The organism is Rhodovulum kholense (assembly GCF_003053725.1).
Classification (GTDB): domain Bacteria; phylum Pseudomonadota; class Alphaproteobacteria; order Rhodobacterales; family Rhodobacteraceae; genus Rhodovulum; species Rhodovulum kholense.
The window spans coordinates 361,557-386,411 of sequence record NZ_QAYC01000002.1 but is presented as its reverse complement, the minus strand read 5'-3'; the positions used below and the strand labels follow the sequence as shown (position 1 = coordinate 386,411).

Sequence of the window (24,855 nt, the reverse complement as noted above, 5' to 3'; positions counted from 1 at the left end):
CCATGATGATCGATTGGCCCCTCTTCGGAATATTCCTCGCCACCACCTATGCGGCTGGCGCGACCGGTGCGTTCTTCTCGCCTGACGGCTGGTATGACCGCATCGACAAACCCAAATGGACCCCGCCGAACTGGCTCTTTCCGGTGGCGTGGTTCGTGCTTTACATCTGCATGGCCTATGCCGCGACGCGCGTCGCGATCTCGGGCAGCCCGCTGCTTGTCTATGCGCTGGCGATCTGGGGCTTGCAGGTCGCCTTCAACACGCTCTGGTCGCCGGTCTTTTTCGGCCTGCACCGGCCCGGCGCGGCGCTGCTCGTGCTCTGCGGGATGTGGATCTCGGTCCTGGCCATGGCGGTTTCGTTCTATCAGACCGACATGTTCGCGGGGCTGCTGATTGCCCCCTATGTGGTCTGGACCAGCTATGCCTGGGCGCTGAATTTCTCGATCTGGCGCCGCAATCGCGGGGCCGCGCAACCCGCGGGCGCCTGATCCGCAAGGCCCTCTGCAAACCTTATCGAGCGACAAACGGAACGCCCGGCCAATGGCCGGGCGATTTCGTTTCGGGGCTTCGGAAAGGCAGGGACTAAAGCGGCCGCCCGGTCATCAGCCGGGGCAGGGTGCCGGTCAGCCCGGCGGCCTCGCGGATAAAGCGGCGGCGCAGTCCGGGAAGGGCCGCAACCGCGCCAAGGCCCAGGTCGCGACCCAGCCGCAGCAGCGGATTGTCGTTCGAGAAGAGCGCGTTGACCGTATCGGTCCCGGCCGCCATCAGGGTCGTGTCGAAGCGCCGCCAGGACTGGTAGCGTTCGAGCACGTCGATGGCGCCGATATCCTCGCCCCGCCGTTTCGCCCCGACCAGCACCTCGGCCAGGGCGCCCACGTCGCGCAGCCCAAGGTTCAGCCCCTGTCCGGCGATGGGGTGCACCCCATGGGCCGCGTCGCCCAGAAGCGCCAGCCGGGGCGCGCAGAAGGCATTGGCCAGCGTCAGGCTCAGCGGATAGGCAAAGCGGTCGCCTTCCAGCCGGATCTCGCCCAGGAAGTCGCCGAAGCGGGGCCGCAGCACGTCCAGATAGGCGGCGTCGTCCAGCGCCTGGATCGCGGCGGCCTGGGCGTGACGTTCGCTCCAGACGATGGAGCTGCGGTTGCCGGGAAGCGGCAGGATCGCCAGCGGCCCCGGCGGCATGAAGAACTGATGCGCGGTGCCGTTATGCGGGCGCTCATGGGCGATGGCACAGACCAGCGCGGTCTGGCCGTACTCATGGCCGGTGCGGCGGATGCCCGCGCGCTGGGCAGTGCCCGACCGGCGACCGTCGCAGCCGACCAGCACCCGCCCGCGCAGCCGCCGCCCCGAGGCCAGCGTCACCGCGATGCCGGTCGCGTCGGTCTCTTGCGCGATCACGGTCTCGCCCGACAGCGTCGTAACCTTGGGCTCGGCCTCAAGCGCCTCCAGCATCGCCTGGCGCAGGTAGCGGTCCTCGATCATGTGGCCCATCGGGCCTTCCTCGATCTCGCCATGGTGGAAGTCGAGGAAGAAGGGCGCAGCCCCCTCGCCCGCGCGCCCGTCCGAGGCGACGATCTCGAGGATCGGCTGGCTGCGATGGGCGAGCCCGGGCCAGACCCCGATGGCCGACAGCAGCCGGGTCGAGCCCAGCGCCAGCGCATAGGACCGGCCGTCGAAGCGGTCGCCGCTGCGATCGGCCCGGGGCAGGGCGTCTATCACGGTGACAGAGAGCCCGGCGCGGGCCAGCGCAAGCGCAAGCGCCGGGCCGTTCAGCCCGCCGCCGACGATCAGGATCTCGGAATCGTAGGTCATGGCGTGAATATGGCGGTCCGCCCGGGATTGTCCATAAGCCCCGGCCCCGCTAGCCTCGCGCGCAGGTATTTGGACGGTGGAGGCCGCGTATGGTGCAGAACTGGTTGGGAATGAGTGCAGGCGATCTGGGCCGCGGTATCGAGACGGGCAAGATCGACCCTGTTGACCTGACCGCGACCTTCCTCGACGAGATCGCGGGCCATCCGTTGCGCGACCGGATCTATGCCCGCACCACCCGGGCCAGGGCGCTGTCCGAGGCCCAGGCCGCACGCGACCGGGCGCGGGCCGGGCTTCGGCTCGGGCCGCTCGACGGGGTGCCGATCTCGTGGAAGGACCTGTTCGACAGCGCGGGCGCCGCGACCGAGGCCGGGGCGGCGCTGTTGCAGGGCCGGGTGCCCGATCGCGATGCCGAGGTGCTGGCCGCAGCGACCGCGGGCGGTCTGGTCTGCCTGGGCAAGACCCATATGACCGAACTGGCCTTTTCAGGGCTGGGGCTGAACCCGGTGACGGCGACACCGCCCTGCATCAACGACCCCAAGGGGGCGCCGGGCGGATCGTCCTCGGGGGCGGCGGCCTCGGTGGCCTTCGGGCTGGCCGCGGGCGCAATCGGGTCCGATACCGGGGGCTCGGTGCGCGTCCCGGCGGTCTGGAACGATCTTGTGGGGCTCAAGACCACGTCTGGGCGGGTCTCGCTGAAGGGCGTGGTGCCGCTGTGCCCGAAATTCGACACGGTCGGGCCGCTGACGCGGACCGTCGAGGATGCAGCCCTGCTGCTGGCCGCGCTGGAAGGGGGCCGACCGGCCGATCTGTCCGGGGCCAGCCTCAAGGGCACCCAGTTCCTGGTGCTGGAGACGGTCGCGCTCGACAGTCTGCGCGATGCGCCCCGGGCAGGCTTCAACCACGCCATCGGGCGGCTTGCCGAAGAGGGCGCGACCATCGTCCGGGCGCAGGCGCCCGAAGTGGCCGAGGCGCTGGCGCTGGCGGGCGTGCTGTTCGCGACCGAGGCCTATGGAACCTGGCGCACGATGATCGAGGCCGAGCCCGAAAAGATGTACCCGCCGGTGCTGGACCGGTTCCGCGGCGGCAAGACCTTCTCGGGGGCCGATTATGTCGCCGCCTGGCAGCTGCTCGACCGGCTGCGGGCGACCTGGGCCGCGCGCATCGCGGGATATGACGCGGTGCTGCTGCCGACCTGTCCGATCCTGCCGCCCAATGTCGACCGGCTGATGGCCGATTCCGAGTTCTTCATGGCCGAGAACCTGCTGGCGCTGCGCAACACCCGGATCGGCAACCTGATGGGCAGCGCGGTGCTGACCCTGCCGACCGGCGTGCCGTCCACGGGGATCTCGTTTCTCGGGCTGCCGATGTCCGAAGAGCGGCTGTTGCGGATCGGCGCGGCGGCGGAACGCGCCCTGACCTAAATGCCACAACTTCGCCCGGCACCGGGTTGACCGCGCCGGGCTTTCTGGACCCCGGCGCGGCGAAGGTCTATCGTGGGGCACAATCGGAGCGCACAGACGACTCCGAACCGAGGCAGTACGACAGACAAGATTGGGGTCCATGACCTTTCCCGAGCGGTTTTCGAACCTTCCGGACTACGCGTTCCCGCGACTCAGGCGTCTTCTGGACGTGCATGAGCCCGGCGGCGTGCCCGTGCACATGACCATCGGCGAGCCGAGGCACGCCTTTCCCGACTGGGTCGCCGGCATCGTTGCCGCGCATGCCCATGAATTTGGCAAATACCCTCCGAACGAGGGCACGCCCGAGTTGCGCGCGGCCATCGCAGGCTGGGTCGCCCGCCGCTATGGCGTGACGCTCGATCCCGAGACGCAGATCACCACGCTGAACGGCACCCGCGAGGGGCTGTTCAATGCGGCTCTCGCGCTGTGCCCCGAGACGAAAGCGGGCGCCCGACCGGTCATCCTGACGCCGAACCCGTTCTATCAGGTCTATGCCGTGGCCGCGCTGGCGGTGGCGGCCGATCCGGTCTATGTGCCCGCGACCGCCGAAACCGGCTTTCTGCCCGATTTCGCCGCGTTGCCGCCCGAACTGCTGGACCGCGTCGCCATCGCCTATCTCTGCTCGCCCTCGAACCCGCAGGGCGCGGTGGCCGACCGCAGCTACTGGGCCGACCTGATCCGGCTGGCCGAAAAGCACGATTTCCAGATCTTCGCCGACGAATGCTATTCCGAGATCTATCGCGACACGCCGCCCACGGGGGCGCTGACCGTCGCGCAGGAGCTTGGGGCCGATCCGGAACGGGTCGTGGCGTTCCATTCGCTGTCGAAACGCTCGAACCTGCCGGGGCTCCGGTCCGGGTTCGCCGCCGGCGGGCCGGAAAGCCTGCGCCGGATCAAGCAGCTTCGGTCCTATGCCGGGGCGCCGCTGCCGCTGCCGCTGCAGCGCGCGGCCGAACGGCTCTGGGCCGACGAGGTCCATGTCGAGGCGAGCCGGGCGCAATATGTGCGCAAATATACCCGCGCTGACGAGATCCTCGGCGCTGTGCCGGGCTACCGGCCACCCGAGGCGGGGTTCTTCCTGTGGCTGCCGGTCGCAGATGGCGAGGCGGCGGCGCTGAGGCTCTGGCGCGAGACGGGAGTGCGGGTCTTGCCCGGCGCCTATCTCTCGCGCGAGGTCGAGGGCGCCAATCCGGGTGCGGGCTATATCCGCGTGGCCATGGTGGCGCCCGAGGACGAAATGGCGGCGGCGCTGGTCCGGTTGCGCGGCTGTCTGTACGGTTGAGGGGGCAAGGGCATGGCTTCTTATCAGATGAAACGACGCGAACCCCTGCTTGACCAGACCACCCAGGCCGCCATCGAGCGGCGGGGCAAGGAGCTTCTGGGCATCGGTCTGATGCTGCTGGCGGCGCTTCTGGCGATGACGCTGGGCAGCTACGTGACCGACGACCCGAGCTGGCTGTCGGCGACCGATGCGCCGGCCCAGAACCTTCTGGGCCGGTTCGGCGCCTCGATTGCCTCGCCGATCTACATCGTCGTTGGCTATGGCGGCTGGGCGCTGGTTGCGGTGCCCGCGGCCTGGGGTGTCCGGCTGGCCGCCCATTGGGGCGAGGAGCGGGCGCTGTCGCGGGTGATCTTCGCGCCCTTCCTGGTCTGTCTGGCCTCGGTCTACACGGCGACCCATGTGCCGACCCCCGAATGGACCCACAGCTTCGGCATGGGCGGGCTTTTCGGCGATACCGTGCTGGGCGCGGTGCTGGGGCTCGTGCCCATCGACACCATCGTCGGGCTCAAGCTCGTGTCGGCGCTGGTCTGGCTCGGCACGCTGGCGCTGGGGCTGTTCGTGATGGGGGTCGACCGGGACGAGCTGCGCCGGTTCGGGCGCGGCGTTCTGCTGGGTCTGATCCTCAGCTATGACGCGCTGCGCGGCGCGACCGGGCGCGGGTTGCGCGGCGCCCTGCATGGCGCGGTGCGCTATGGCGAGGGGGTTCAGGCGCGCCGTTCGTCCCGGGCCGACCCGGTCGCCCCGGACTTCGATGACGAGGACGACTATGACGACGCCGAGGAGGCGCCCGCCCGGGCCGGTCTGTTCTCGCGGCTGCCGGTCTTTCGCCGCCGGGCCGACCCCGACCTGATCGATGACGAGGACGAGGACGGTCCGGCGATGACGCCTGCCGCCGAAGAACGCATCCGGGCGCGGATCGCCGACGTGATCCGGTCGCGTTCGACCCGCAGCGCGCCGGTGCCGACGGGCTTCCGCCCCGAGCCGCCGGTGGTGCGCGGCGCCGCGCTGACCGTGCCGCAGGCGCCCGCGCCGGGGGCCCGGATCGACGTGCCCGAGATCGATGCCTTCGAGGACGAGGATGGGTTCGAGGCGCCATACGAGGCTGCGCCTCAGCCCGTCCAGCCGCCGCGCCCCTCGATCCCGGTCGTTGAACCGCGCAAGCTGGTCGAGCAGCCGCCGCGCAAGTCGGTCCTGCCCTCGCGGCGCGCCCGCGACGAGGCCCAGCCGGGCCTGCAATTCGACGATTCGGAAGACGGCTATCAGCACCCGCCGCTGTCGCTCCTGACCAATCCCGACACCATCGAGCGGCATTACCTCAGCGAAGAGGCGCTGGAAGAGAATGCCCGCATGCTGGAAAACGTGCTGGACGATTACGGCGTGAAGGGCGAGATCGTCTCGGTCCGGCCCGGCCCCGTCGTCACCATGTACGAGCTGGAACCGGCGCCGGGTCTCAAGGCCAGCCGGGTGATCGGCCTGGCCGACGACATCGCGCGCAGCATGTCGGCGCTGTCGGCCCGGGTCTCGACCGTGCCCGGGCGCAGCGTGATCGGGATCGAACTGCCCAATGCGCGCCGCGAGAAGGTGGTGCTGCGCGAGATCCTGTCGGCGCGCGATTTCGGCGACAGCGCCCAGCGGCTGCCGCTGGCGCTGGGCAAGGATATCGGCGGCGATCCGGTCGTCGCGAACCTGGCCAAGATGCCCCACCTGCTGATCGCGGGGACCACCGGGTCGGGCAAGTCGGTCGCGATCAACACCATGATCCTGTCGCTTCTCTACAAGCTGACGCCCGATGAATGCCGGCTGATCATGATCGACCCCAAGATGCTGGAACTGTCGGTCTATGACGGCATCCCGCATCTGCTGTCCCCGGTCGTCACCGACCCCAAGAAGGCCGTCGTCGCGCTGAAATGGGTCGTGGGCGAGATGGAGGAACGCTATCGCAAGATGTCCAAGATGGGCGTGCGCAACATCGAGGGATATAACGGCCGGGTGCGCGACGCGATGGCCAAGGGCGAGATGTTCAAGCGCACGGTGCAGACCGGCTTTGACGACGAGACCGGCGAGCCGGTCTTCGAGACCGAGGAATTCCTGCCCAAGACGCTGCCCTATATCGTCGTGATCGTCGACGAGATGGCCGACCTGATGATGGTCGCGGGCAAGGAGATCGAGGCTTGCATCCAGCGTCTGGCGCAGATGGCGCGGGCCTCGGGCATTCACCTGATCATGGCGACCCAACGGCCTTCGGTCGACGTCATCACCGGCACGATCAAGGCCAACTTCCCGACCCGGATCAGCTTTCAGGTGACCGGCAAGATCGACAGCCGCACCATTCTGGGCGAGCAGGGTGCCGAACAGCTGCTGGGCATGGGCGACATGCTGTACATGGCAGGCGGCGGGCGGATCTCGCGCGTGCACGGCCCCTTCGTCAGCGACGAGGAAGTCGAAGAGATCGTCAACTACCTCAAGACCTTCGGCCCGCCCGACTATGTCGGCGGCGTGGTCGAGGGGCCGGACGAGGACAAGGAAAGCGATATCGATCTGGTGCTGGGGCTCGGCGGCAATACCGACAGCGAGGACGCGCTTTACGATCAGGCCGTGGCAATCGTCATCAAGGACCGCAAATGCTCGACCTCCTACATCCAGCGCAAGCTGGCCATCGGCTACAACAAGGCCGCGCGTCTGGTCGAGCAGATGGAGGATCAGGGCGTGGTCAGTGCCGCGAACCATGTGGGCAAGCGCGAGATCCTTGTGCCGGAGCAGGCGTGAGCGGCGGGTCGCCCATTCGTGACGGCCGGGCTGGTGAAATGCCCGGTCCCCGGCGCTAGATTGGCAGCCATGAAACCCTTGCGTCTTTCCCTGGCCCTTGCGGCCCTGCTGGCGGCGACGCCCGTTCTGGCAGACCCGATCCCGCTGTCGTCGCTCTCGGCCTATCTGAACAGCTTCGAGACCGCGCAGGCCGATTTCACCCAGATCAACGCCGACGGCTCGATCTCGACCGGTGTGCTGTCGATCAAGCGCCCGGGCCGGGCCAGGTTCGAATACGCCCCGCCTGACAAGGCGCTGGTGATGGCGGGCGGCGGGCAGGTCGCGGTCTTCGACGAAAAATCGAACCAGCCGCCCGAACAGTATCCGCTGAAGCGGACGCCCTTGAACCTGATCCTCGAGCGTCAGGTCGATCTGGGCCGCGCCCGGATGGTGGTGGGGCATGAAGAGGACGGCAGTTCGACCCGCGTCGTCGCGCAGGACCCGGAGCATCCCGAATACGGCACCATCACGCTGGTCTTCACCAACGAGCCGATCGAGCTGCGGCAATGGATCGTCACCGACGAGACCGGCAGCCAGACCACTGTTGTGCTGGGCGAGCTGAAGACCGGGATGCCGCTGGGGGCCCGGCTTTTCAACATCATCCAGGAAACCAACGACCGCATGCGGCACTGACCCCCTGCCGGTCCGGGGCCCGGCTCGGTCCGGGTCCCGGGCACGGCGCGGGGCTCAGCGGCTGCAGGTGATGAGTTGCGCGTAGTAAAGCTGCGCCCGGTCCTCGACCCGGTTCGCCACCGCCATCAGCCAGGCCTTGCTGCGATAGCTGCTGCGGGCATACCCGGCATGGCCCTCGTGATAGGCCAGATACTGGTTGCGCGCATCGCTGAGCGGGATGCCAAGCTTCGTGCGGGACTCGGCCATGTACCAGCCCATGAAATCGGTGGCGTCGTTGATGTCGTCGCGCCGCGCGCCGCGATTGGAGGTGCTGGTGCGGTACATGTCCCAGGTGCCATCGATGGCCTGGGCATAGCCGTAGGCCGAGCTTTGCCGCCCCATGGGAATGATTCCCAGTACAAAGCGATGGGGGGTCCGGGCATCGCCCACGAACTTGCTTTCCTGGTGGATCACCGCCATCTGGACCGGCACCGGAACGCCCCAGCGGCGTTCGCTGCGTTCCATCGCGCGCATGTATTGGGGCCGCTCGCGCGCGATGGCGCAGGCGTCTTCCAGATTGCGCGGCGGAGATTTGTCACCGCATGCCGCCAGAAAAAGGCATGCGGCGATGAGAAGGAACCTGCCCATCTGCCTCTCGTTGACCTGTATCGACTGCCGTTTTTGTCTTGTTTGGAACCATCATAGGCGAAATCGGCGCCGGGTGGAACGCCCAAGCTGCGCCCGCGCGGCGGGCCGCCTAGATCAGGAAAGCCAGCGTCAGCGGCAGCGCCACCACCGACATCAGGGTCGAGACGACGACCAGCCCCGCCACCGCCTCGGCATCGGCGCCGTACTTCTCGGCCAGAAGGTAGGAGGTCACCGCGACCGGGGTCGAGATCTGCAGCACCAGCACCGCCAGCGCCACCCGGTCGAGCCCGAACCAGAGCCCCACCAGCGCCGCGACGCCCAGGCAGATCGCCAGCTTGACGAGGCTCAGCCAGACCGCGCGGGGCAGGTGGCCGGGATGCAGCCGGCCGATGGCCACGCCCATGGTGATCAGCATGAGCGGGATCGCCATCTGCCCGATCAGGCTCAGCGCGTTGGTCAGGAAGGCGGGCGTCTGCCAGCCCTGCCACAGGAACAGCCCGCCCAGGGCCGTGGCCCAGACCAGCGGTTCTTTCAGCACCTTCAAGGGCGAGCCGCCGCCCGAGACCAGCCAGACCCCGAAGGTGAAGGAATAGATCGCCATCACCGCGAAGACGACGACCGCATAATCGAAGCCGCGCTCGCCGAAGGCGAACAGAGCCAGCGGCAGCCCCATATTGCCGGTATTGCCGAAGATGATCGGCGCCAGATAGGTGCGCCGGTCCAGCCGCGCCAGCCGCACCGTGCCGAAACACAGAAGCGTCACCCCGCCATAGGCCGCCGCCGCAGCCAGCGACAGCGCGGTCAGCGCCTGCGGCTCGATCTCGGTCTTCATCAGCGCGGTGAAGATCAGGCAGGGAACCGACAGCGTCATCGCGAGTTGGGTGACGAACTGGACCCGGTATTCGTTTCCGAGCCGGACCCACAGAAATCCAACCCCGGCCAGAAGGAATACCGGGGCGACAATCTCAAGGACCGTAAGTATAAGGTTCACAGAGTGTTTCCCCAGGTAGCGTGGTGACGCATGGACAAGGGTATGCCTCCGGGATTAGAGTTCGAAGTCGGGGGTTGCATCGGCATGCTTAAAGCGCACGCGAAATATCATCTGGGTCAAGTGGTCCGTCACCGGAAACATCCGTTTCGTGGCGTTGTCTTTGACGTGGATGCGATGTTCTCGAATACTGAAGACTGGTATGCCGCGATTCCCGAGGAAAGCCGCCCCTCGAAGGACCAGCCCTTCTATCACCTGCTGGCCGAAAACGACCACAGTTATTACGTGGCCTACGTTTCCGAGCAGAACCTCATGGCCGACGATACGGGCGAGCCGGTCGATCACCCGGACCTGTCGGATCTGTTCGGCGAGTTCGAGGACGGCCAGTATCCGCTGCAGTTCCAGCTGAACTGACCGCCCCTTTCCATCGTCAGTAGCCCAAGGCGCAACCGTCCTTGCGCGGGTCGGAAGCGCCTTGCAGTACGCCGGTTTCGTCGTCGATCAGGATCGCCTGCGCCCCGCCGATGGCCGAGGGCGGGGTGACCACCGCATGACCCTTGGCGGCCAGCGCCGCGCGCACGTCCTCGGCATAGCCCCGTTCGACCAGCAGCTCGCCCTGATCGGCAAAGCTGCGTGGTGCGTCCAGCGCCTGCTGGGGATGCATGCCGTAATCGACGATATTGGTCAGCACCCGGGCATGGCCGTTCGGCTGATAGGCCCCGCCCATCACCCCGAAGGGCATGATGACCTTGCCGTTCTTCTTCAGCATCGCCGGGATGATCGTGTGCATCGGTCGCTTGCCGCCCGCGGCCTCGTTCGGATGGCCCTCGGTCAGGCTGAAGCCCGCGCCCCGGTTCTGGAAGTTGATGCCGAATTTGGTCGAGGCCAACCCCGAGCCGAAGCTGTGGAAGATCGAATAGATCAGCGACACCGCCATCCGGTCGCGGTCGACCACGGTGATGTAGATGGTTTCCTTGTGGACCGATTCCGACAGGTCCGTCGGGTTCGCCATCGCCCGGTCCGGGTCGATAAGCGCGGCCAACTGCGCCGCCGTATAGGGGGACAGCATGTGGTCGAGCCGGGTCATGTGAGCGGGGTCCGCGACAAAGCGGTTCCGCGCGTCATAGGCCAGCTTGGCGGCCTCGGCCTCGAGATGGGCGCGCTCGGCCCCGAGCGGGTCCATGGACGGCAGGTCGAAATTCGCCAGAATATTCGCCATCAGGATCGCGGTCGCACCCTGACCGTTCGGCGGATGCTCGACCAGCTCGACGCCCTTGTAGCTGCCGCTGACCGGGCTGCCGTAATCGCAGGCGGTGGCGGCAAAATCCTCCAGAGTGTGGGTGCCGCCCAGCGCGGTCAGCGAGGCCACCATGTCCTCGGCCACCTCGCCCTCATAGAAGCCCGCGCGTCCGTCCATCGCGATGCGGCGCAACACCTCGGCCTGTTTCGGCGCGCGGAAGACCTGACCCGGTTTCGGCGCGGCGCCGCCCAGCAGGTAGAAGTCGCGCGCGGCGCCCTTCAGATGATCGGCGGCGCGGCCCCAGTCGAAGGCGGTGCGGGGCGCGACCGGCACGCCCGCTTCGGCATAGTGAATGGCGGGGGCGAGGCTGGCCTTCAGCCCGATCCGGCCCCAGTCCTTCGACAACCGGCAGAACGCGTCGATGGCGCCCGGCACTGTGACCGCGTCGGCGGCATCGGTGGGCATGACGCTCAGGCCACGGTCGCGCAGATTGGCGGCCTCAAGCCCCTTCGGCGCCCGGCCCGAGCCGTTCAGCGCGACGATTCCGTTTTCGCCCGCGGGCTTGATCAGCACGAAGCAGTCGCCGCCGATCCCGGTCATCTGCGGCTCGCAGATCCCCAGCAGCACCGCCCCCGCGATGGCGGCATCGACCGCATTGCCGCCCGCCTCGAGCATCTGCACTGCGACCTTGGCAGCCAGTGGATGGGAGGTCGCGCACATCCCGTTGGTGGCAAACACCGTCGAGCGACCCGGCAACTGGAAATCGCGCATGAAACCCCCTTCGACCGATCCCGAACCGGCGGCAGGGTAGAACCTGCCGTCCGCAATTCCAATGGCGAAAGCGCGCGACGATCGCCCGGCCGACGGGCGTGGCGATGCGGAGGGCGATGCGCGGCTTGGCGGGGGCGCCTTTCGGCGGCCGTCTTGCGGGACGGGGTCGTCCGGGTTGCCACGGTATGCGGATGCCTCTCCGGACCATCGCGCGGCCGCCGCGCGTCCCGGTGGTTGTCTTTGCGGCGAAGGGGTTTGCCGGTTTCGGACGCAAGACGCCTCCCGCAGACCCCACGTTGCCGTTCCAGCAAAGGCGGCCCAGGGCGGATCTGCCGGAAGATCGACGGGGCCGCTGCGGCGACCGTTCGCTGTCACACAGGGGTCTTCGGGTGTTGCTCCGGTCGGTGGCGGGCGCCTGTCCCGTCGCTCCGGCCGCCTGTGGCTTGGCACGGCGGGCGGGCCATCGGGTCGAGCGGGCCGATGGCGGGTCATGTTCGGCGCGCATTGCCGAGGGGGCCCATCGCATCCGGGTATTCGAGGCATTCATGCCCGGTCCAGGCTGTTCGGGAGCAGTTTTCGATGCGATTATCGGCCGGCGCCGCCTGCGGTGAATTTTCCGGATCGCCGCGACGGCTTGTGCGTCCGGTCGGCCTGAAGGTTCCTTTCGGGCGCATACGAGCCGACGCCCCGGCGGTTGCCGTGCAACGCGGCTTTTGTCGGCGCCATCCTGATGGCGCAGACGTCGAACTGGCAACAATGTCTCTGGGGGAGGAAAGCCTCGGCGCCACGCTCTGGGTGGGGGCTGATATGGAGCGTGACGCCGAGGGAAGCCATTTGCAGCTACCCTTACGTTATCGCCCCGGATCTGGGCGCGCTCAGGGAGCTTTCAGGGTATTTTTGCGGCTCACGCGGGCCTAGGGCTCTTCGCTCAGCGGCACGGAAAAGGTCAACCGGTTCTGGTTCGCTTTTCTGGTGTAGTCAAGGTTGCGGGCAAAAGCCCGGATCAGGAACCAGCCGAACCCGCCTTCGGGGACGTCGTCGGCCAGAACATCCGGCCCCGGCATCCGGCCATCGGGCAGGCTCTCGCCGGGCATCGGGAGGCCATAGTCGCGCACGTCGACCTGCAACCAGACCCCCTCGCGGGCCAGCCGCAACTCGATGGGGCCGTCGCGGTCACGGGCATAGGCATGCTCGACGATGTTGTTCAGGACCTCTGCCAGCACGGTTTCGGCCATGCCGAGCGTCCCGTCGGCAGTGATCGCAGAGCCGAACCGCGCGCGCATTTCCTTCAGCGCCGCGCGCACGCCCAGCGGTGTCGCCTCGATGATCAGGGGAGGACGGGTCTCGACGGGGGCGCCGACGGGCGCATCCTCAGCGGAGTCGGATCCATCCGCTTCCCCATCGGGCGCGCGCGACAGGGTCATGCGATCGTTTGCCTTTCGGGGAAGGCGCTTTCGTAAGTGTCGTGAATGGTGAAGACGCGGTCCATGCGCGTCAGGCGGAACACCTTGTCGACATTGGGGGTGAGATTGCACAGCTCCAGCTGTCGGCCCGCGCCGATCAGCTTCATGACCGCGACGACGGCGCCAAGGCCGCTACTGTCCAGGAATTCGACATTGCGCAGGTCCAGCACGACCCGTGCGGGTCCGTCCGCCGCCTGTTCGCGCACCGCCTCCTTGAAGCGGATGGCGACCGCGGAATCGATCCTTTCCTCGTCGACGACAACATGAACAGCGTCGCCGCGCAGTTGGGATTGCAGTTTCATGCCGTCCTGACTCCTGCTGACACCTTGCCGAGGCTAGACGCCATTCCTTACCATTCGGTAAGTGTACGTCGGGAAATGGACGGGAGGATGGCATGGACGAGGTGGTAATTTGTGGGGCCGCGCGCACCCCGATGGGCGGGTTCCAGGGCGCCTTCGCGCCGCTCGACGCGCCGGCGCTGGGCGGTGCCGCGATCCGGGCCGCGCTTGATGGCGCGGGGGTCGACACGGTGGACGAGCTGCTGATGGGCTGCGTGCTTCCGGCGGGCCAGGGCCAGGCCCCGGCGCGGCAGGCGGGGTTCAGGGCGGGGCTGGGAGAGGAGGTGCCCGCGACCACGCTGAACAAGATGTGCGGCTCGGGCATGATGACGGCGATGATCGCCCATGACCGGCTGGCGCTGGGGGGCGCCGGGGTGATCTGCGCGGGCGGCATGGAAAGCATGACCAACGCCCCCTATCTGCTGCCCGCGATGCGCGGCGGTGCCCGGATCGGCCATGGCCGCGCGGTCGATCACATGTTTCTCGACGGGCTCGAGGATGCCTATGACAAGGGCCGCCTGATGGGCACCTTCGCCGAGGACTGCGCCGAGGCCTTCCAGTTCACCCGCGAGGCGCAGGACGACTATGCGCTGGGCTCGCTCTCGAACGCGCTGGCGGCGCAGGCCTCGGGCGCCTTCGCGGCCGAGATCGTTCCGGTCGCGGTCGCCGGTCGCAAGGGAGAAACGGTGGTGCGCGAGGACGAACAGCCCGGGCTCGCCCGCCCCGAAAAGATCCCGCAGCTGAAGCCCGCCTTCCGCAAGGACGGCACCGTCACCCCGGCCAACGCCTCCTCGATCTCGGACGGCGCGGCCGCGCTGATCCTCGCGACCCGTGCCGAGGCCGAGGCCCGCGGCCTGCCGGTCCGGGCCAGGATCCTCGGCCACGCCAGCCATGCCCAGGCACCGGGCTGGTTCACCACCGCTCCGGTGCCGGCCGCACGCAAGCTGCTGGACCGCATCGGCTGGTCGGTCGAAGATGTCGATCTCTGGGAGGTGAACGAGGCCTTCGCCGTGGTGCCGATGGCCTTCATGCGCGAACTCGACATCCCGCGCGAGCGGATGAACGTCAATGGCGGCGCCTGCGCGCTCGGCCATCCGATCGGCGCCTCGGGGGCGCGTATCCTCGTCACTCTGCTGAACGCGCTGGAAACGCGCGGACTCAGGCGCGGGGTCGCTGCGATCTGCATCGGCGGCGGCGAAGGCACGGCGATGGCCATAGAGCGCGCCTGATCCTTCTTCTTGGCCGAAATACCCCGGGGGAGCCGCCCGTCAGGGTGGCGGGGGCAGCGCCCCCTCAAAAAAACTCAGTCCCAGGGTGCCGGACCCGCCGCCAGAACCTGGCCGAACACATTCTCCCGATGCCAGCGCAGTTTGTCGGGATGGGGCCGGTTCCGCGGGTCGGCCGGGCGGATCAGCCGGCCCTCGGGGCGGATCAGCCGCGCCACCACATCGCCAGGAACCTTGTTGCGCGAGACCAGAATCGTCTCGCCATCCTCGGCGATGGAGACCAACCCGCGGTCGAACATCCAGTGCAGCGTGCCCGACAGCGCCAGTCCGTTACGTACCCAGTCGCTGCCCTGCCGCTCGACCGGCTGGATATGCGCGGCCTGAACCTCGGGGCGGCCGCCGCCATTGCGCAGGCGTAGCCCCGACATCGCACAGCGATAGTCATAGGCCTCCCGCACCTTGCGCCGGAAGGCCACGTCCCGATAGGGGCGGCGGGTCAGGCGCTCCAGCACCGGCCGCGCAAAAGCGGCGGCGGCGTCTTCCAGCCCCGGTCCCGTCTCGGGCGCGCCGTAGCGGGTCTCTTCGAGATGCTCGAGATCCTGCGGCAAGCCCAGATCGACGATCCGGGCAAACTCGGCCTCGGGCAGACGGCGGACCGCAAGCTGGGTGGCGCCGCCCGATTTTGGCCGTCCGTCCGGCCCGGCCAGTGCCGATTCAAGCGGCCGCCCGTCCAGAAGACGCGGCACCGCGCGGTCGAAGTCCAGAAAGCTGTCCGGGGCGATCAGCGCCAGAAACCGCCCCTCGACCTTAGGATTTGGGATGACCCGGTCGATCTTCGCCACCGCGAAATACCCGCGCGGCCCGGCTTTGACCGGTTCATAGTAGACGATCCAGTCGCCCACGGCCGCCTGCATCGCCTTCAGATAGGGGCGCGGGAAATCGTAGACGACGTCGAGCTCATCCTCGTAGATCGAGTCCGCCTTGTGAAGAAGAACGAGCTTGCCCATGGCGCCAGGAAAGCACCGCTGTCGCAAAAGGCAAGCGCGGTCGACTGTCGCAAACCGTCAGGGACCAAAGTCAGAGATCCGCAGGCCCGTGACAGCGGCGCGCGGATCGGCCAGGGTCGGGGCAGCGCTATGCTTCGCACGGAAAGGACCCACTCTTGCGCATCGACTATGACGCCCTCTCGAAGACGCTGGCGGCCCTGACCGAGGGCGAGACCGATCCGGTTGCGCTGATGGCAACCATGGCCTGCGAGCTGCACCATGCCGACGACCGCTTCGACTGGACGGGCTTCTACCGTCATGTCGGGGATGAGACGCTCAAGATCGGCCCCTATCAGGGCGGGCATGGCTGCCTGACGATCCCGTTCTCGCGGGGCGTCTGCGGCGCGGCGGCCCGGACCGGCGAGACCCAGATCGTCGAGGATGTCGAGGCCTTCCCCGGGCATATCGCCTGTTCCTCGACCACCCGGTCCGAGATCGTGCTGCCGGTCCATGACGCGTCCGGGGCGCTTCTGGGCGTGCTCGACATCGACAGCGACCGGCCTGCCGCCTTCGATGCCACCGACGCCGAGGGGCTGGCGCGGCTGCTGGCCCAGACCTTCGCGCGATGAGTCTCGGGGGCTGGGCGGTCTTTGCGGTTTTCTGGGCGCTTTTTGTCACCACGCCCGGGCCGAACGCGGTCAATTGCATCACCAACGGCATGAGCCATGGCCTGCCGCGCGCGCTTTGGGGCGTGGCGGGCATCCTGACCCAGGCGGCGCTGTTCCTGACGCTATCGGCGGCGGGCATCACCGCGCTGATCGCGGCCAGCCCTACGGTCTTTGCCTGGGCCAAGCTTATGGGGGCGGCGGTGCTGATCTGGCTGGGGGTCCGGGGCTGGCGCAACGCGACCATCGCGGTCGCGCCCCGGCCCGCGACCGGCGCCTCGATCTATACCCGCGCCCTGCTGATCGCCACGGTGAATGCGAAAAGCGTGGCCGGGTACCTCGCCGCCTTCTCGCAATTCGTCGAGCCGGGCGTGCCCATCGCCCGGCAGATGATCGCCATCGTGCCGACCGCGCTGACGCTGACGGCGCTGTCCTACAGCACCTATACCGCGCTGGGCGCCTGGCTGGGAGGGCTTGCGCTTGGGGCGGTGATGAATACCCGGCTGCGGCAGGGGCTGGCGGCCTGCTTCATCCTGTACGGCGTCCTGCTGGGCGCCTCGGCGCTCTGAGCTTGCACCGTCCGCCCGAACCGGCTACCGCGCGGCCCATGGACAGCTACGCGCCCCCCGACACGCCGCTCGAGATCCTGCACCACGACCACGAGATCCTGGTGGCGAACAAGCCGCCGGGGCTTCTGTCGGTGCCGGGCAAGGGGCCCGATCTGGCCGATTGCCTGCTGTCGCGGTTGCAGGCGGTCTTTCCCGAAACGCTGCTGGTGCACCGGCTCGACCGCGACACGTCGGGTGTCATGGTCTTTGCGCTGACGCCCCATGCCCAGCGCCATCTGGGCCTGCAATTCGAGAAGAGGCAGACCAGGAAGATCTATGTCGCCCGGGTCTGGGGGCGGCTCGAGCCCAAGACCGGCACCGTCGATCTGCCGCTGATCGTCGACTGGCCGAACCGGCCCCGGCAGATGGTCGATCCTGAAAACGGCCGTCCGGCGGTCACCGACTGGCGCGTCATCCGCTATGAGGAGACGGCGACAAGGGTCCGGTTGTTCCCGAAGACCGGGCGGAGCCACCAGCTGCGGGTCCACATGCTGGCATTGGGCCATCCGATCCTCGGTGATCCGTTCTATGCCGACGGCCCGGCCCGCGACGCGCCCCGACTGATGCTGCATGCCGAGGCGCTGCGGTTGCGCCATCCCGATGGCGGCGCGGGCATGAACTTCGCCGCGAAAGCGCCGTTCTGAACCGCCAGGCCCCGATCCCGCCCATTTTGCGGTTGCGGCAAGAAAGGGGATGCAAGTGCAGAAACTGGAACCTATCTAAGGAGCGGAACGCGATTCATTGCCTGAAAAGGATTCTGCCCGTGGCTCTGCGCATCAACGATATTGCCCCGAACTTCACCGCCGACACGACCGAAGGCCAGATCGACTTTCATGACTGGATCGGCGACAGCTATGCGGTGCTGTTCTCGCATCCCAAGGACTTCACTCCGGTCTGCACCACCGAATTCGGCGCCGCCGCCCGGCTGTCAGGCGAGTTCGCGAAGCGCAACGCCAAGATCATCGGCCTGTCGGTCGATCCGGTCGAAGAGCACCTGAAATGGAAGGCCGATATCGAGACCTATGCCGGTTGCGACGCCTCCTTTCCGATCATCGCCGATGACGGGCTGAAGGTCGCCAAGCTTTACGACATGCTGCCCGCCGAGGCCTATCTGCCCGACGGCCGCACGCCGAACGATTCCGCCACGGTGCGAACGACCTTCATCATCAACCCCGACAAGAAGATCGAGTTGATGCTGATCTATCCGATGACCGTGGGCCGCAATTTCGACGAGATCCTGCGCGTGCTCGACGCGATCCAGGGCAACAAGACCGGCCCCTTCGCCACCCCCGCCAACTGGCGTCCCGGCGAGGACGTGATCGTCGGCCTCTCGGTCTCGACCGAGGACGCGCGGGCGCAGTTCGGCGAGATCGAGGAGATCTTCCCCTACCTGCGCAAGGTCAAACGCGCCAGCTGAGCCCTGCCGCTCCTCCCGCTTGGCTTTGCCGGGAGGAGCGCCTATCTGGGGAACGTCATGTCCCCGGGGCCAGCGATGCGATCCGAACTGATCCTTTCGACCTATAACAACCCGCGCTCGCTGGCGCTGTGCCTCGAGTCGGTGGCCTGCCAGCGGGTGCGGCCGGGCAGCATCTGCATCGCCGATGACGGCTCGGGTCCAGAGACGAAGGCGGTGATCGACGCCTTCGCCGCCGCCCATCCCAACCTGACGGTCCGCCATCTCTGGCACGAGGATCGCGGTTTCGAGAAGGGCGCGATCCTGAACAAGGCCATCGCCTCGTCCGAGGCCGAGGTGATCGTCTTCATCGACGGCGACGTGCTGATCCACCCCGATTTCGTCGGCCGCCATCTGGCGCTGACCCGGCCGGGGCGGTTCGCGACCGGCAGCCTGATCCGGCTTGACGCCGAGGCGACCGCCGCTGTCACCCCCGAACTGGTGCGGGACGGCACCGTCTTCGACCGTCGCTGGCTTTCGGAAAACCGTGCGATCCGCAAGCTGTCGACCTGGCTCAAGACCCGGCCGTTTCCGGTGCCGGTCATGGCCGTGCTCGACCGCCTGTCGCCGGTCACGCGGGCGCTTTGCGGCGCCAATGCCTCGGTCTGGCGGGCGGATCTGCTGAAGATCAACGGCTATGACGAGACCATCAAATATGGCGGGCAGGACAAGCATCTGGGGGTGCGGCTGAACAATGCGGGCGTGAAGGGCGTGCATCTGCGCTATACCGCGCCACTTGTCCATCTGGACCACCCGCGCGCCTATGCCGACCCCGAGAAGATGCGCCGCCACAAGGCGCTGATCCGCGCCGCGCGCAAAAGCGATGTCTTCTGGACCCCGGACGGCATCGCGAAGGGCTGAGCCTGTTCGCTGAAAAAGGAAAGGGGCGCGGCCCTCGCGGACCGCGCCCCCCTTCCCGGGAAAGCCCGAAGCCTCAGTCTTCGGCTTCGTCTTCCTTGTCCTTGGCGGCTTCTTCGCCGGTCGCCTGATCGACGCATTTCATCGACAGGCGAACCTTGCCGCGATCGTCGAAGCCCAGCAGCTTGACCCAGACTTCCTGACCTTCCTTCAGCACATCCGACGGATGGTTCAGGCGGCGGTTCTCGATCTGGCTGACATGGACGAGGCCATCGCGCTTGCCGAAGAAGTTCACGAAGGCGCCGAAATCGACGATCTTGACGACCGTGCCCTTGTAGATCTTGCCTTCTTCCGGCTCGGCCACGATCGAATAGATCATGTCATAGGCCTTCTTGATCGCGTCGCCATTGGCCGAGGCGATCTTGATCACGCCATCGTCGTTGATGTCGACCTTGGCGCCCGACACTTCCACGATCTCGCGGATGACCTTGCCGCCCGAGCCGATCACTTCGCGGATCTTGTCGGTGGGGATGGTCATGGTCTCGATCCGCGGCGCATAGGCCGAGAATTCGCCCGCTTCGGTCAGCGCCTTGGACATTTCGCCCAGGATGTGCATCCGGCCGTCCTTGGCCTGGGCCAGGGCTTTTTCCATGATCGCGGGCGTGATGCCCGCCACCTTGATGTCCATCTGCAGCGAGGTGATACCCTTCTCGGTGCCCGCGACCTTGAAGTCCATGTCGCCGAGATGATCCTCGTCGCCGAGGATGTCGGTCAGCACCGCGAAGGAGCCGTCGTCTTCCAGCACCAGACCCATGGCCACACCGGCCACCGGGGCTTTCAGCGGAACGCCCGCATCCATCATCGACAGCGAGCCGCCGCAGACCGTGGCCATCGAGGACGAGCCGTTCGACTCGGTGATCTCGGATACCACGCGGATGGTGTAGGGGAAGTCGGTCGGCGCCGGCAGAACCGCCTGCAGCGCGCGCCAGGCCAGCTTGCCATGGCCGATCTCGCGACGGCCCGGGCTGCCGACGCGGCCCACTTCGCCGACCGAATAGGGCGGGAAGTTGTAGTGCAGCAGGAAGTTCGACCGATAGTTCCCGTGCAGCGCGTCGATGATCTGTTCGTCATCGCCGGTGCCCAGCGTGGTCACGACCAGCGCCTGGGTTTCGCCACGGGTGAACAGCGACGAGCCATGGGTGCGCGGCAGCAGACCCACTTCGCTGACGATCGGGCGAACCTGGGTCAGCGAGCGGCCGTCGACCCGGCGCCCGTTCTTGACCACGTCCGACCGCAGCACGGTCGATTCCAGCTTCTTGATCGCCGAACCGAGGTTCGGGTCGGCCAGCTGCTCTTCGCTCAGCGCGGCCTTGATCTCGGTCTTGGCGGCCGAGACGGCGGCCAGACGCTGCAGCTTGTCGGTATGGCCATAGGCGGCGCGCATCTTCTCTTCGCCGACCGATTTCACCGCAGCGTAAAGCTCGGAATAGTCGGGCGGGGTGAAGTCGAAGGGTTCCTTCGCGGCGGCTTCGGCCAGGCTGACGATCAGGTCGCAGACCGGCTTGATGTTTTCATGGGCGAAGGTGACCGCGCCCAGCATCTCTTCCTCGGTCAGCTCGTAGGCCTCGGATTCGACCATCATCACCGCGTCGCGGGTGCCCGCGACCACGAGGTCCAGACGCTGGTCGGGATTGCTGCGCAGTCCCTGCATGTCCTCGACATCGGGGTTCAGCACGTATTCGCCATCGACGAAGCCGACGCGGCAGCCCGCGATCGGCCCCATGAACGGCACGCCCGAAATCGTCAGCGCGGCCGAGGCGGCGATCATCGCCACCACGTCGGGATCGTTGACAAGATCGTGGCTCAGCACGGTGCACATCACCAGAACTTCGTTCTTGAAGCCCGGCACGAACAGCGGACGGATCGGACGGTCGATCAGGCGGGCGGTCAGCGTCTCTTTTTCGGACGGCCGCGCTTCGCGCTTGAAGAAGCCGCCGGGCACCTTGCCCGCGGCATAGTATTTTTCCTGGTAGTGGACGGTGAGCGGGAAGAAATCCTGCCCTTCCTTCTGTTCCTTGGCGAAGGTCACGTTGGCCATGACCGAGGTTTCGCCCAGGGTGGCGATCACGGACCCGTCGGCCTGACGGGCAACCTTGCCCGTCTCCAGCGTGAGGGTTTCCTGCCCCCACTGCATCGATTTGGTCGTCACGTTGAACATTCAGCGTATCCTGTAAGGGAGCCCTCCCGGGCGTTCCCGGGTCTCCCGTTGAAATGGCGGCCCCATTGCCGCCGACCCCTCCTATCCTCTCGAGTGCCGGGGTCCGGGCACAACGTCTCAGATGCGTGCGACATAAGGAAAATCGCGCCGTTTGGAAAGGACGAAGTCGTTAATGCCCCGGTCGCGTCGCGTATCCCTGCCAATGCGCGGCAATTGCACTGACCGAAAACCGGATATGCCCAGTTCGGTCTGGTGAGTGTAAAATTTTCTTGGATGTTTGCGGGTAATCAGGGGGCGTCGACTCACCTTAACGGGTTCAAAGGAGTTAACCTTATGGAAACGAACGCATTCGGGACGATCCCGCTGGAAGATGGCCAGGCGACATTGCCGGTGGGGCCGGGGATTGTCCGTCCGGCCGGGCTCGACGTTCTGGCGACGGTGCAGGATCGCGAGACCATGGCCGCGCTGTCCGAGTTCCTGGACCGGCTGCCGCGCCATATCGAAGCGGCGCGCGAGCATTTTCTGGACAATTACGACCGGGTCGCCGCCGATGTGCCGGCCTGGCTTTACGAGAACGAGCCCGAGATTTTCGCGGCGATGTTCCCGGCCGCGCCGGATGCCGCCGCCGTCGATGCCGAGACATTGTGGCTGGCGCTCGATGTCAATTCGATCTGGACCCGCGACGAAACCGCCGTCGTGCTGGATCTGGGCTTTCGCGACACGGCGATGCCCCATGCCTTCGCCGCCGAATTCCAGCTGGACGGCACGCTGACCCAGATGGGGCTGGCCAGCTGACCGTGGCCTGATCCCCGCCGGGCATCAGGCCTGGCCGGGACATCGGACAGGACGCGCGCTGCACAAGAAAAAACCGCGCCCCTCGGGACGCGGTTTTCGTGTCGGGCGCTGCGGCCTGGCTCAGCGGCGGATGCCGAGGCGCTTGATGAGGTCCTGATAGCGGTCCTCGCTGTTGCCCTTGAGATAGTCCAGAAGCTTCCGGCGCTGGGCGACGAGCTTCAGCAGACCCCGGCGGGAATGGTTGTCCTTCTTGTGGGTCTTGAAGTGCTCGGTCAGCGTGGTGATCCGGCTGGTCAGGATCGCGACCTGGACTTCCGGCGAACCGGTATCGCCGTCCTTGGCACCGAATTCCTTGATCAGGCGGGTCTTTTCTTCGGCAGTGATCGACATCGGGGTCTCCTTGTCTGAAGGTGATGGCGCAAGCCGGGATGTCGTCCAGCCAGGCCCTTGGAGAGAGTGCCGCCCCAGAGCGGAGCGGATGCGGGCGTATAGGGGATTCGCGCGCATTTTGAAAGCGGAACTTGCCAAGGCGGGCTTTGCCAGGGTGGACTTTGCCAAGGTGGACCTGACGGCCATCTGGTCCGTTTTTGCGGACAATAGGCCAGGATGGACCGGGACCGACGGCCGCGCCGGACAACGCCACCGGGTCGCGGGGGGGCCGGGTCTGGCAATCGCCGCTGCGCAGGCCGGCCGGGTCAGGCCCCGGCGGCCAGAGCGTCGGACAGCAGCGTGTCGGGCACCAGGCTCAGATGGCCGAGCCGCAGCGTGGCCGCAGCCCCGGCGACAATGGCCAGCGGCATCCCGTCGATCGAGATCAGCGCATCTTCTGCTCCGCTGTCCGAGGCGCCGATCGACAGCACCGGATCGGGATGGGCGGCGCTGTCATAGACCACGAAAAGCGCGTCGGCGGTCTGGTCGTAATCCTCGATCAGCGTCGGCAGGGCCTCGCCATCATCGAAAAGGTCCTCGATGGAAAAGCCGTCCTCGCCGTCCGCCAGATCGTCATCGGCCAGAAGCATGTCGTCGAGGACGTCGTCAGATGCCGCAGCGTCATCCATCCCGGTACCCGCGGGTCGGTCGAGTTCGGCCAGCAGGTCTTCGCCTTGCTGCGGCGAGAGATTGGCATCCGAAAAATCGGAGTCGCTTGAATCCTCGCTGTCCGCATCGCCCGAAAGCCAGGAAAACAGAAGTTCGTCGGGGCGCGACAGGTCTTCGGTGCCGCCCGCCGAGGCGGTGTCCTGTGGCAGACCCTGCACCGCATCGTCGAGGTCCTGCAAGGCGATCAGGCTATCGGGCGCGAGGTCCCGCGCGGCGTCGTCCGGCAGGGCGCCGTCCGTGTCGTCGTCGCCCTGGGCGTGAGATCCGACGCTGTCGTCCAGATCGGCCGTTGCGCCGGCCGCCATCAGGCCAAGGAGACTTATCGTCGTAATCATCGTCCACTCCGTCGCAAGAGTTCCGTCGAAAGGAGACGCCCGCAGATTGCGGCCGCAACCGACCGTCCGCCGCCCGGTTGACGGTCCGCGCCAAGATCATCCTACGCGTCCGACGGGCGCGCGACTATCTCAATCAGGTTAAGTGGTTACCGTTTGCTGAACGGCCTCCCGAGACGCCGCCGCGCGGGGCACGACGTTGCGTACCGGGCACGGGGGCGTGTCAGGCGCGGGCCCCCGGCGCTGGAGGCGCGGCAGAGGGGCGGGTCAGTCTCCGTCGCGGAAATCGAGGCCCATTTCGGAATAGCGCTCGGAGTCTTCCAGCCAGTTCGGGCGCACCTTCACATGCAGGAACAGATGTACGGGACGGCCGAGAAATTCGGCGATCTCGGCCCGGGCGGCCTGGCCTATGGCCTTCGCGGTCTCGCCCCTGTGGCCGAGAACGATCCCCTTGTGGCCGTCGCGGGCGACATAGATCACCTGGTCGATCCGGGTCGAGCCGTCCTTGCGGTCTTCCCATTTCTCGGTCTCGACGGTCAGTTCGTAGGGCAGCTCCTGATGCAGCCGCAGCGTCAGCTTTTCGCGGGTCATCTCGGCCGCGATCATCCGCATCGGCAGATCGGCGATCTGGTCCTCGGGATAAAGCCAGGGGCCCTCGGGCAGGGTTTCGGCCAGCCAGGCGCGCAGGTCGTCGACCCCGTGGCCCTTTTCGGCCGAGATCATGAAGGTGCGGGCGAAAGGATAGGCCTCGTTCAGATCGGCCGACAGCGCCAGCAGCGCCTCGGCCTTGACCCGGTCGATCTTGTTGATGGCCAGCGCCACGGTCTGGCCTTCGGCGGCGCGTTCGCGCAGCGCCTCGAGAATGCCGTCGACGCCGTCGGTCCGGCCGCGATGGGCCTCGATCAGCAGCACGACGATATCGGCATCGGCGGCGCCACCCCAGGCGGCGGCCACCATCGCCCGGTCGAGCCGGCGTCTGGGCCGGAAAAGACCGGGCGTGTCGACGAAGACGATCTGCGCGTCGCCCTCCATCGCCACGCCCCGGATCCGGGCGCGGGTGGTCTGCACCTTGTGGGTGACGATCGAGACCTTGGCCCCGACCATCCGGTTCAGCAGGGTGGACTTGCCCGCGTTCGGCTCTCCGATCAGGGCGACGAATCCGCTGCGTGTGCTCATGCGCGTAGACCTCCGGTTCAGCCC

Annotated in this window: 24 protein-coding genes; 13 read left to right on the top strand and 11 right to left on the bottom strand. The window is 67.2% G+C overall.

Annotation, left to right across the window (positions count from 1 at the left end; translation table 11 throughout):
- Nucleotides 1–5 precede the first annotated feature (5 nt).
- Nucleotides 6–488 carry a tryptophan-rich sensory protein TspO gene (gene tspO / locus C8N38_RS04540; protein WP_342750286.1) on the top strand — a complete coding sequence of 161 codons (483 nt, stop codon included), beginning with the start codon at nt 6–8 and terminating at the stop codon, nt 486–488.
- A 94-nt stretch (nt 489–582) separates the two neighbouring features.
- On the opposite strand, the gene C8N38_RS04535 is transcribed toward tspO, so the two are convergent.
- Nucleotides 583–1,809 (bottom strand): FAD-dependent monooxygenase, encoded by a 1,227-nt coding sequence (locus C8N38_RS04535; RefSeq protein ID WP_108024352.1) that lies wholly within the window; start codon nt 1,807–1,809, stop codon nt 583–585.
- Between the two features lie 89 nt (nt 1,810–1,898).
- On the opposite strand from C8N38_RS04535, the gene C8N38_RS04530 reads away from it, so the two are divergent.
- The 4 genes from C8N38_RS04530 (at nt 1,899) to C8N38_RS04515 (ending at nt 7,989) form a co-directional block, all read left to right on the top strand.
- Nucleotides 1,899–3,230 carry an amidase gene (locus C8N38_RS04530; protein ID WP_108024350.1) on the top strand — a complete coding sequence of 444 codons (1,332 nt, stop codon included), beginning with the start codon at nt 1,899–1,901 and terminating at the stop codon, nt 3,228–3,230.
- A 139-nt stretch (nt 3,231–3,369) separates the two neighbouring features.
- Nucleotides 3,370–4,551 (top strand): aminotransferase class I/II-fold pyridoxal phosphate-dependent enzyme, encoded by a 1,182-nt coding sequence (locus C8N38_RS04525; RefSeq protein ID WP_108024348.1) that lies wholly within the window; start codon nt 3,370–3,372, stop codon nt 4,549–4,551.
- A 27-nt stretch (nt 4,552–4,578) separates the two neighbouring features.
- Nucleotides 4,579–7,317 carry a DNA translocase FtsK gene (locus C8N38_RS04520; protein WP_425440017.1) on the top strand — a complete coding sequence of 913 codons (2,739 nt, stop codon included), beginning with the start codon at nt 4,579–4,581 and terminating at the stop codon, nt 7,315–7,317.
- A gap of 69 nt (nt 7,318–7,386) precedes the next feature.
- Nucleotides 7,387–7,989 (top strand): LolA family protein, encoded by a 603-nt coding sequence (locus tag C8N38_RS04515; RefSeq protein WP_108024344.1) that lies wholly within the window; start codon nt 7,387–7,389, stop codon nt 7,987–7,989.
- Nucleotides 7,990–8,043: 54 nt separating this feature from the next.
- On the opposite strand, the gene C8N38_RS04510 is transcribed toward C8N38_RS04515, so the two are convergent.
- Nucleotides 8,044–8,616, bottom strand: a complete 573-nt coding sequence (locus C8N38_RS04510) for a transglycosylase SLT domain-containing protein (protein WP_108024342.1) — start codon at nt 8,614–8,616, stop codon at nt 8,044–8,046.
- 109 nt (nt 8,617–8,725) lie between these two features.
- Complete coding sequence (locus C8N38_RS04505; RefSeq protein WP_108024340.1) at nt 8,726–9,607, bottom strand: AEC family transporter; 882 nt, start codon at nt 9,605–9,607, stop codon at nt 8,726–8,728.
- 84 nt (nt 9,608–9,691) lie between these two features.
- On the opposite strand from C8N38_RS04505, the gene hspQ reads away from it, so the two are divergent.
- Nucleotides 9,692–10,018, top strand: coding sequence for a heat shock protein HspQ (gene hspQ / locus C8N38_RS04500; protein WP_108024338.1), 327 nt, complete (start codon nt 9,692–9,694; stop codon nt 10,016–10,018).
- Between the two features lie 16 nt (nt 10,019–10,034).
- Here hspQ and C8N38_RS04495 read toward each other — a convergent pair whose 3' ends face one another.
- The 3 genes from C8N38_RS04495 to C8N38_RS04485 form a co-directional block, all read right to left on the bottom strand.
- Entirely contained in the window at nt 10,035–11,615 is a 1,581-nt protein-coding gene (locus C8N38_RS04495; RefSeq protein ID WP_108024336.1) for a gamma-glutamyltransferase family protein, read from the bottom strand.
- A gap of 914 nt (nt 11,616–12,529) precedes the next feature.
- The gene (locus tag C8N38_RS04490) at nt 12,530–13,039 is read right to left on the bottom strand and encodes an ATP-binding protein (RefSeq protein WP_108024334.1); all 510 of its coding nucleotides are present in this window, start codon (nt 13,037–13,039) and stop codon (nt 12,530–12,532) included.
- Complete coding sequence (locus C8N38_RS04485; RefSeq protein ID WP_108024332.1) at nt 13,036–13,380, bottom strand: STAS domain-containing protein; 345 nt, start codon at nt 13,378–13,380, stop codon at nt 13,036–13,038. The genes C8N38_RS04490 and C8N38_RS04485 overlap by 4 nt, the downstream gene beginning before the upstream one ends.
- A 92-nt stretch (nt 13,381–13,472) precedes the next feature.
- Between C8N38_RS04485 and C8N38_RS04480 the strand changes: the two genes are divergently transcribed.
- Nucleotides 13,473–14,645, top strand: coding sequence for an acetyl-CoA C-acyltransferase (locus tag C8N38_RS04480; RefSeq protein WP_108024330.1), 1,173 nt, complete (start codon nt 13,473–13,475; stop codon nt 14,643–14,645).
- A gap of 74 nt (nt 14,646–14,719) precedes the next feature.
- On the opposite strand, the gene C8N38_RS04475 is transcribed toward C8N38_RS04480, so the two are convergent.
- The gene (locus tag C8N38_RS04475) at nt 14,720–15,649 is read right to left on the bottom strand and encodes an HNH endonuclease (RefSeq protein WP_108024328.1); all 930 of its coding nucleotides are present in this window, start codon (nt 15,647–15,649) and stop codon (nt 14,720–14,722) included.
- Nucleotides 15,650–15,804: 155 nt separating this feature from the next.
- On the opposite strand from C8N38_RS04475, the gene C8N38_RS04470 reads away from it, so the two are divergent.
- From C8N38_RS04470 to C8N38_RS04450, 5 genes are all read left to right on the top strand, one after another.
- Nucleotides 15,805–16,257, top strand: a complete 453-nt coding sequence (locus C8N38_RS04470; RefSeq protein ID WP_108024326.1) for a GAF domain-containing protein — start codon at nt 15,805–15,807, stop codon at nt 16,255–16,257.
- A complete protein-coding gene (locus C8N38_RS04465; RefSeq protein WP_108024324.1) occupies nt 16,254–16,862 on the top strand; it encodes a LysE family translocator in 609 nt (202 codons plus the stop codon). The genes C8N38_RS04470 and C8N38_RS04465 overlap by 4 nt, the downstream gene beginning before the upstream one ends.
- Nucleotides 16,863–16,900: 38 nt before the next feature.
- Entirely contained in the window at nt 16,901–17,545 is a 645-nt protein-coding gene (locus tag C8N38_RS04460; protein ID WP_108024322.1) for a pseudouridine synthase, read from the top strand.
- Between the two features lie 119 nt (nt 17,546–17,664).
- Nucleotides 17,665–18,318: a peroxiredoxin gene (locus C8N38_RS04455; RefSeq protein WP_108024320.1), complete on the top strand. Its 654-nt coding sequence runs from the start codon at nt 17,665–17,667 to the stop codon at nt 18,316–18,318.
- A 75-nt stretch (nt 18,319–18,393) separates the two neighbouring features.
- The gene (locus C8N38_RS04450; RefSeq protein ID WP_158272300.1) at nt 18,394–19,215 is read left to right on the top strand and encodes a glycosyltransferase; all 822 of its coding nucleotides are present in this window, start codon (nt 18,394–18,396) and stop codon (nt 19,213–19,215) included.
- A 73-nt stretch (nt 19,216–19,288) separates the two neighbouring features.
- On the opposite strand, the gene pnp is transcribed toward C8N38_RS04450, so the two are convergent.
- Entirely contained in the window at nt 19,289–21,430 is a 2,142-nt protein-coding gene (gene pnp, locus C8N38_RS04445; protein WP_108024316.1) for a polyribonucleotide nucleotidyltransferase, read from the bottom strand.
- Nucleotides 21,431–21,763: 333 nt separating this feature from the next.
- Here pnp and C8N38_RS04440 point away from each other — a divergent pair, with 333 nt between their 5' ends.
- Nucleotides 21,764–22,225: a hypothetical protein gene (locus C8N38_RS04440; protein WP_108024314.1), complete on the top strand. Its 462-nt coding sequence runs from the start codon at nt 21,764–21,766 to the stop codon at nt 22,223–22,225.
- Nucleotides 22,226–22,345: 120 nt separating this feature from the next.
- Here the strand turns inward: C8N38_RS04440 and rpsO are convergent, their stop codons facing one another.
- From rpsO to era, 3 genes are all read right to left on the bottom strand, one after another.
- The gene (rpsO, locus tag C8N38_RS04435) at nt 22,346–22,615 is read right to left on the bottom strand and encodes a 30S ribosomal protein S15 (protein ID WP_075787238.1); all 270 of its coding nucleotides are present in this window, start codon (nt 22,613–22,615) and stop codon (nt 22,346–22,348) included.
- 305 nt (nt 22,616–22,920) lie between these two features.
- On the bottom strand, nt 22,921–23,658 hold the full coding sequence (locus C8N38_RS04430) for a hypothetical protein (RefSeq protein ID WP_108024312.1): 738 nt from the start codon (nt 23,656–23,658) through the stop codon (nt 22,921–22,923).
- A 264-nt stretch (nt 23,659–23,922) separates the two neighbouring features.
- The gene (era, locus tag C8N38_RS04425) at nt 23,923–24,831 is read right to left on the bottom strand and encodes a GTPase Era (RefSeq protein WP_108024311.1); all 909 of its coding nucleotides are present in this window, start codon (nt 24,829–24,831) and stop codon (nt 23,923–23,925) included.
- Nucleotides 24,832–24,855: the final 24 nt, after the last annotated feature.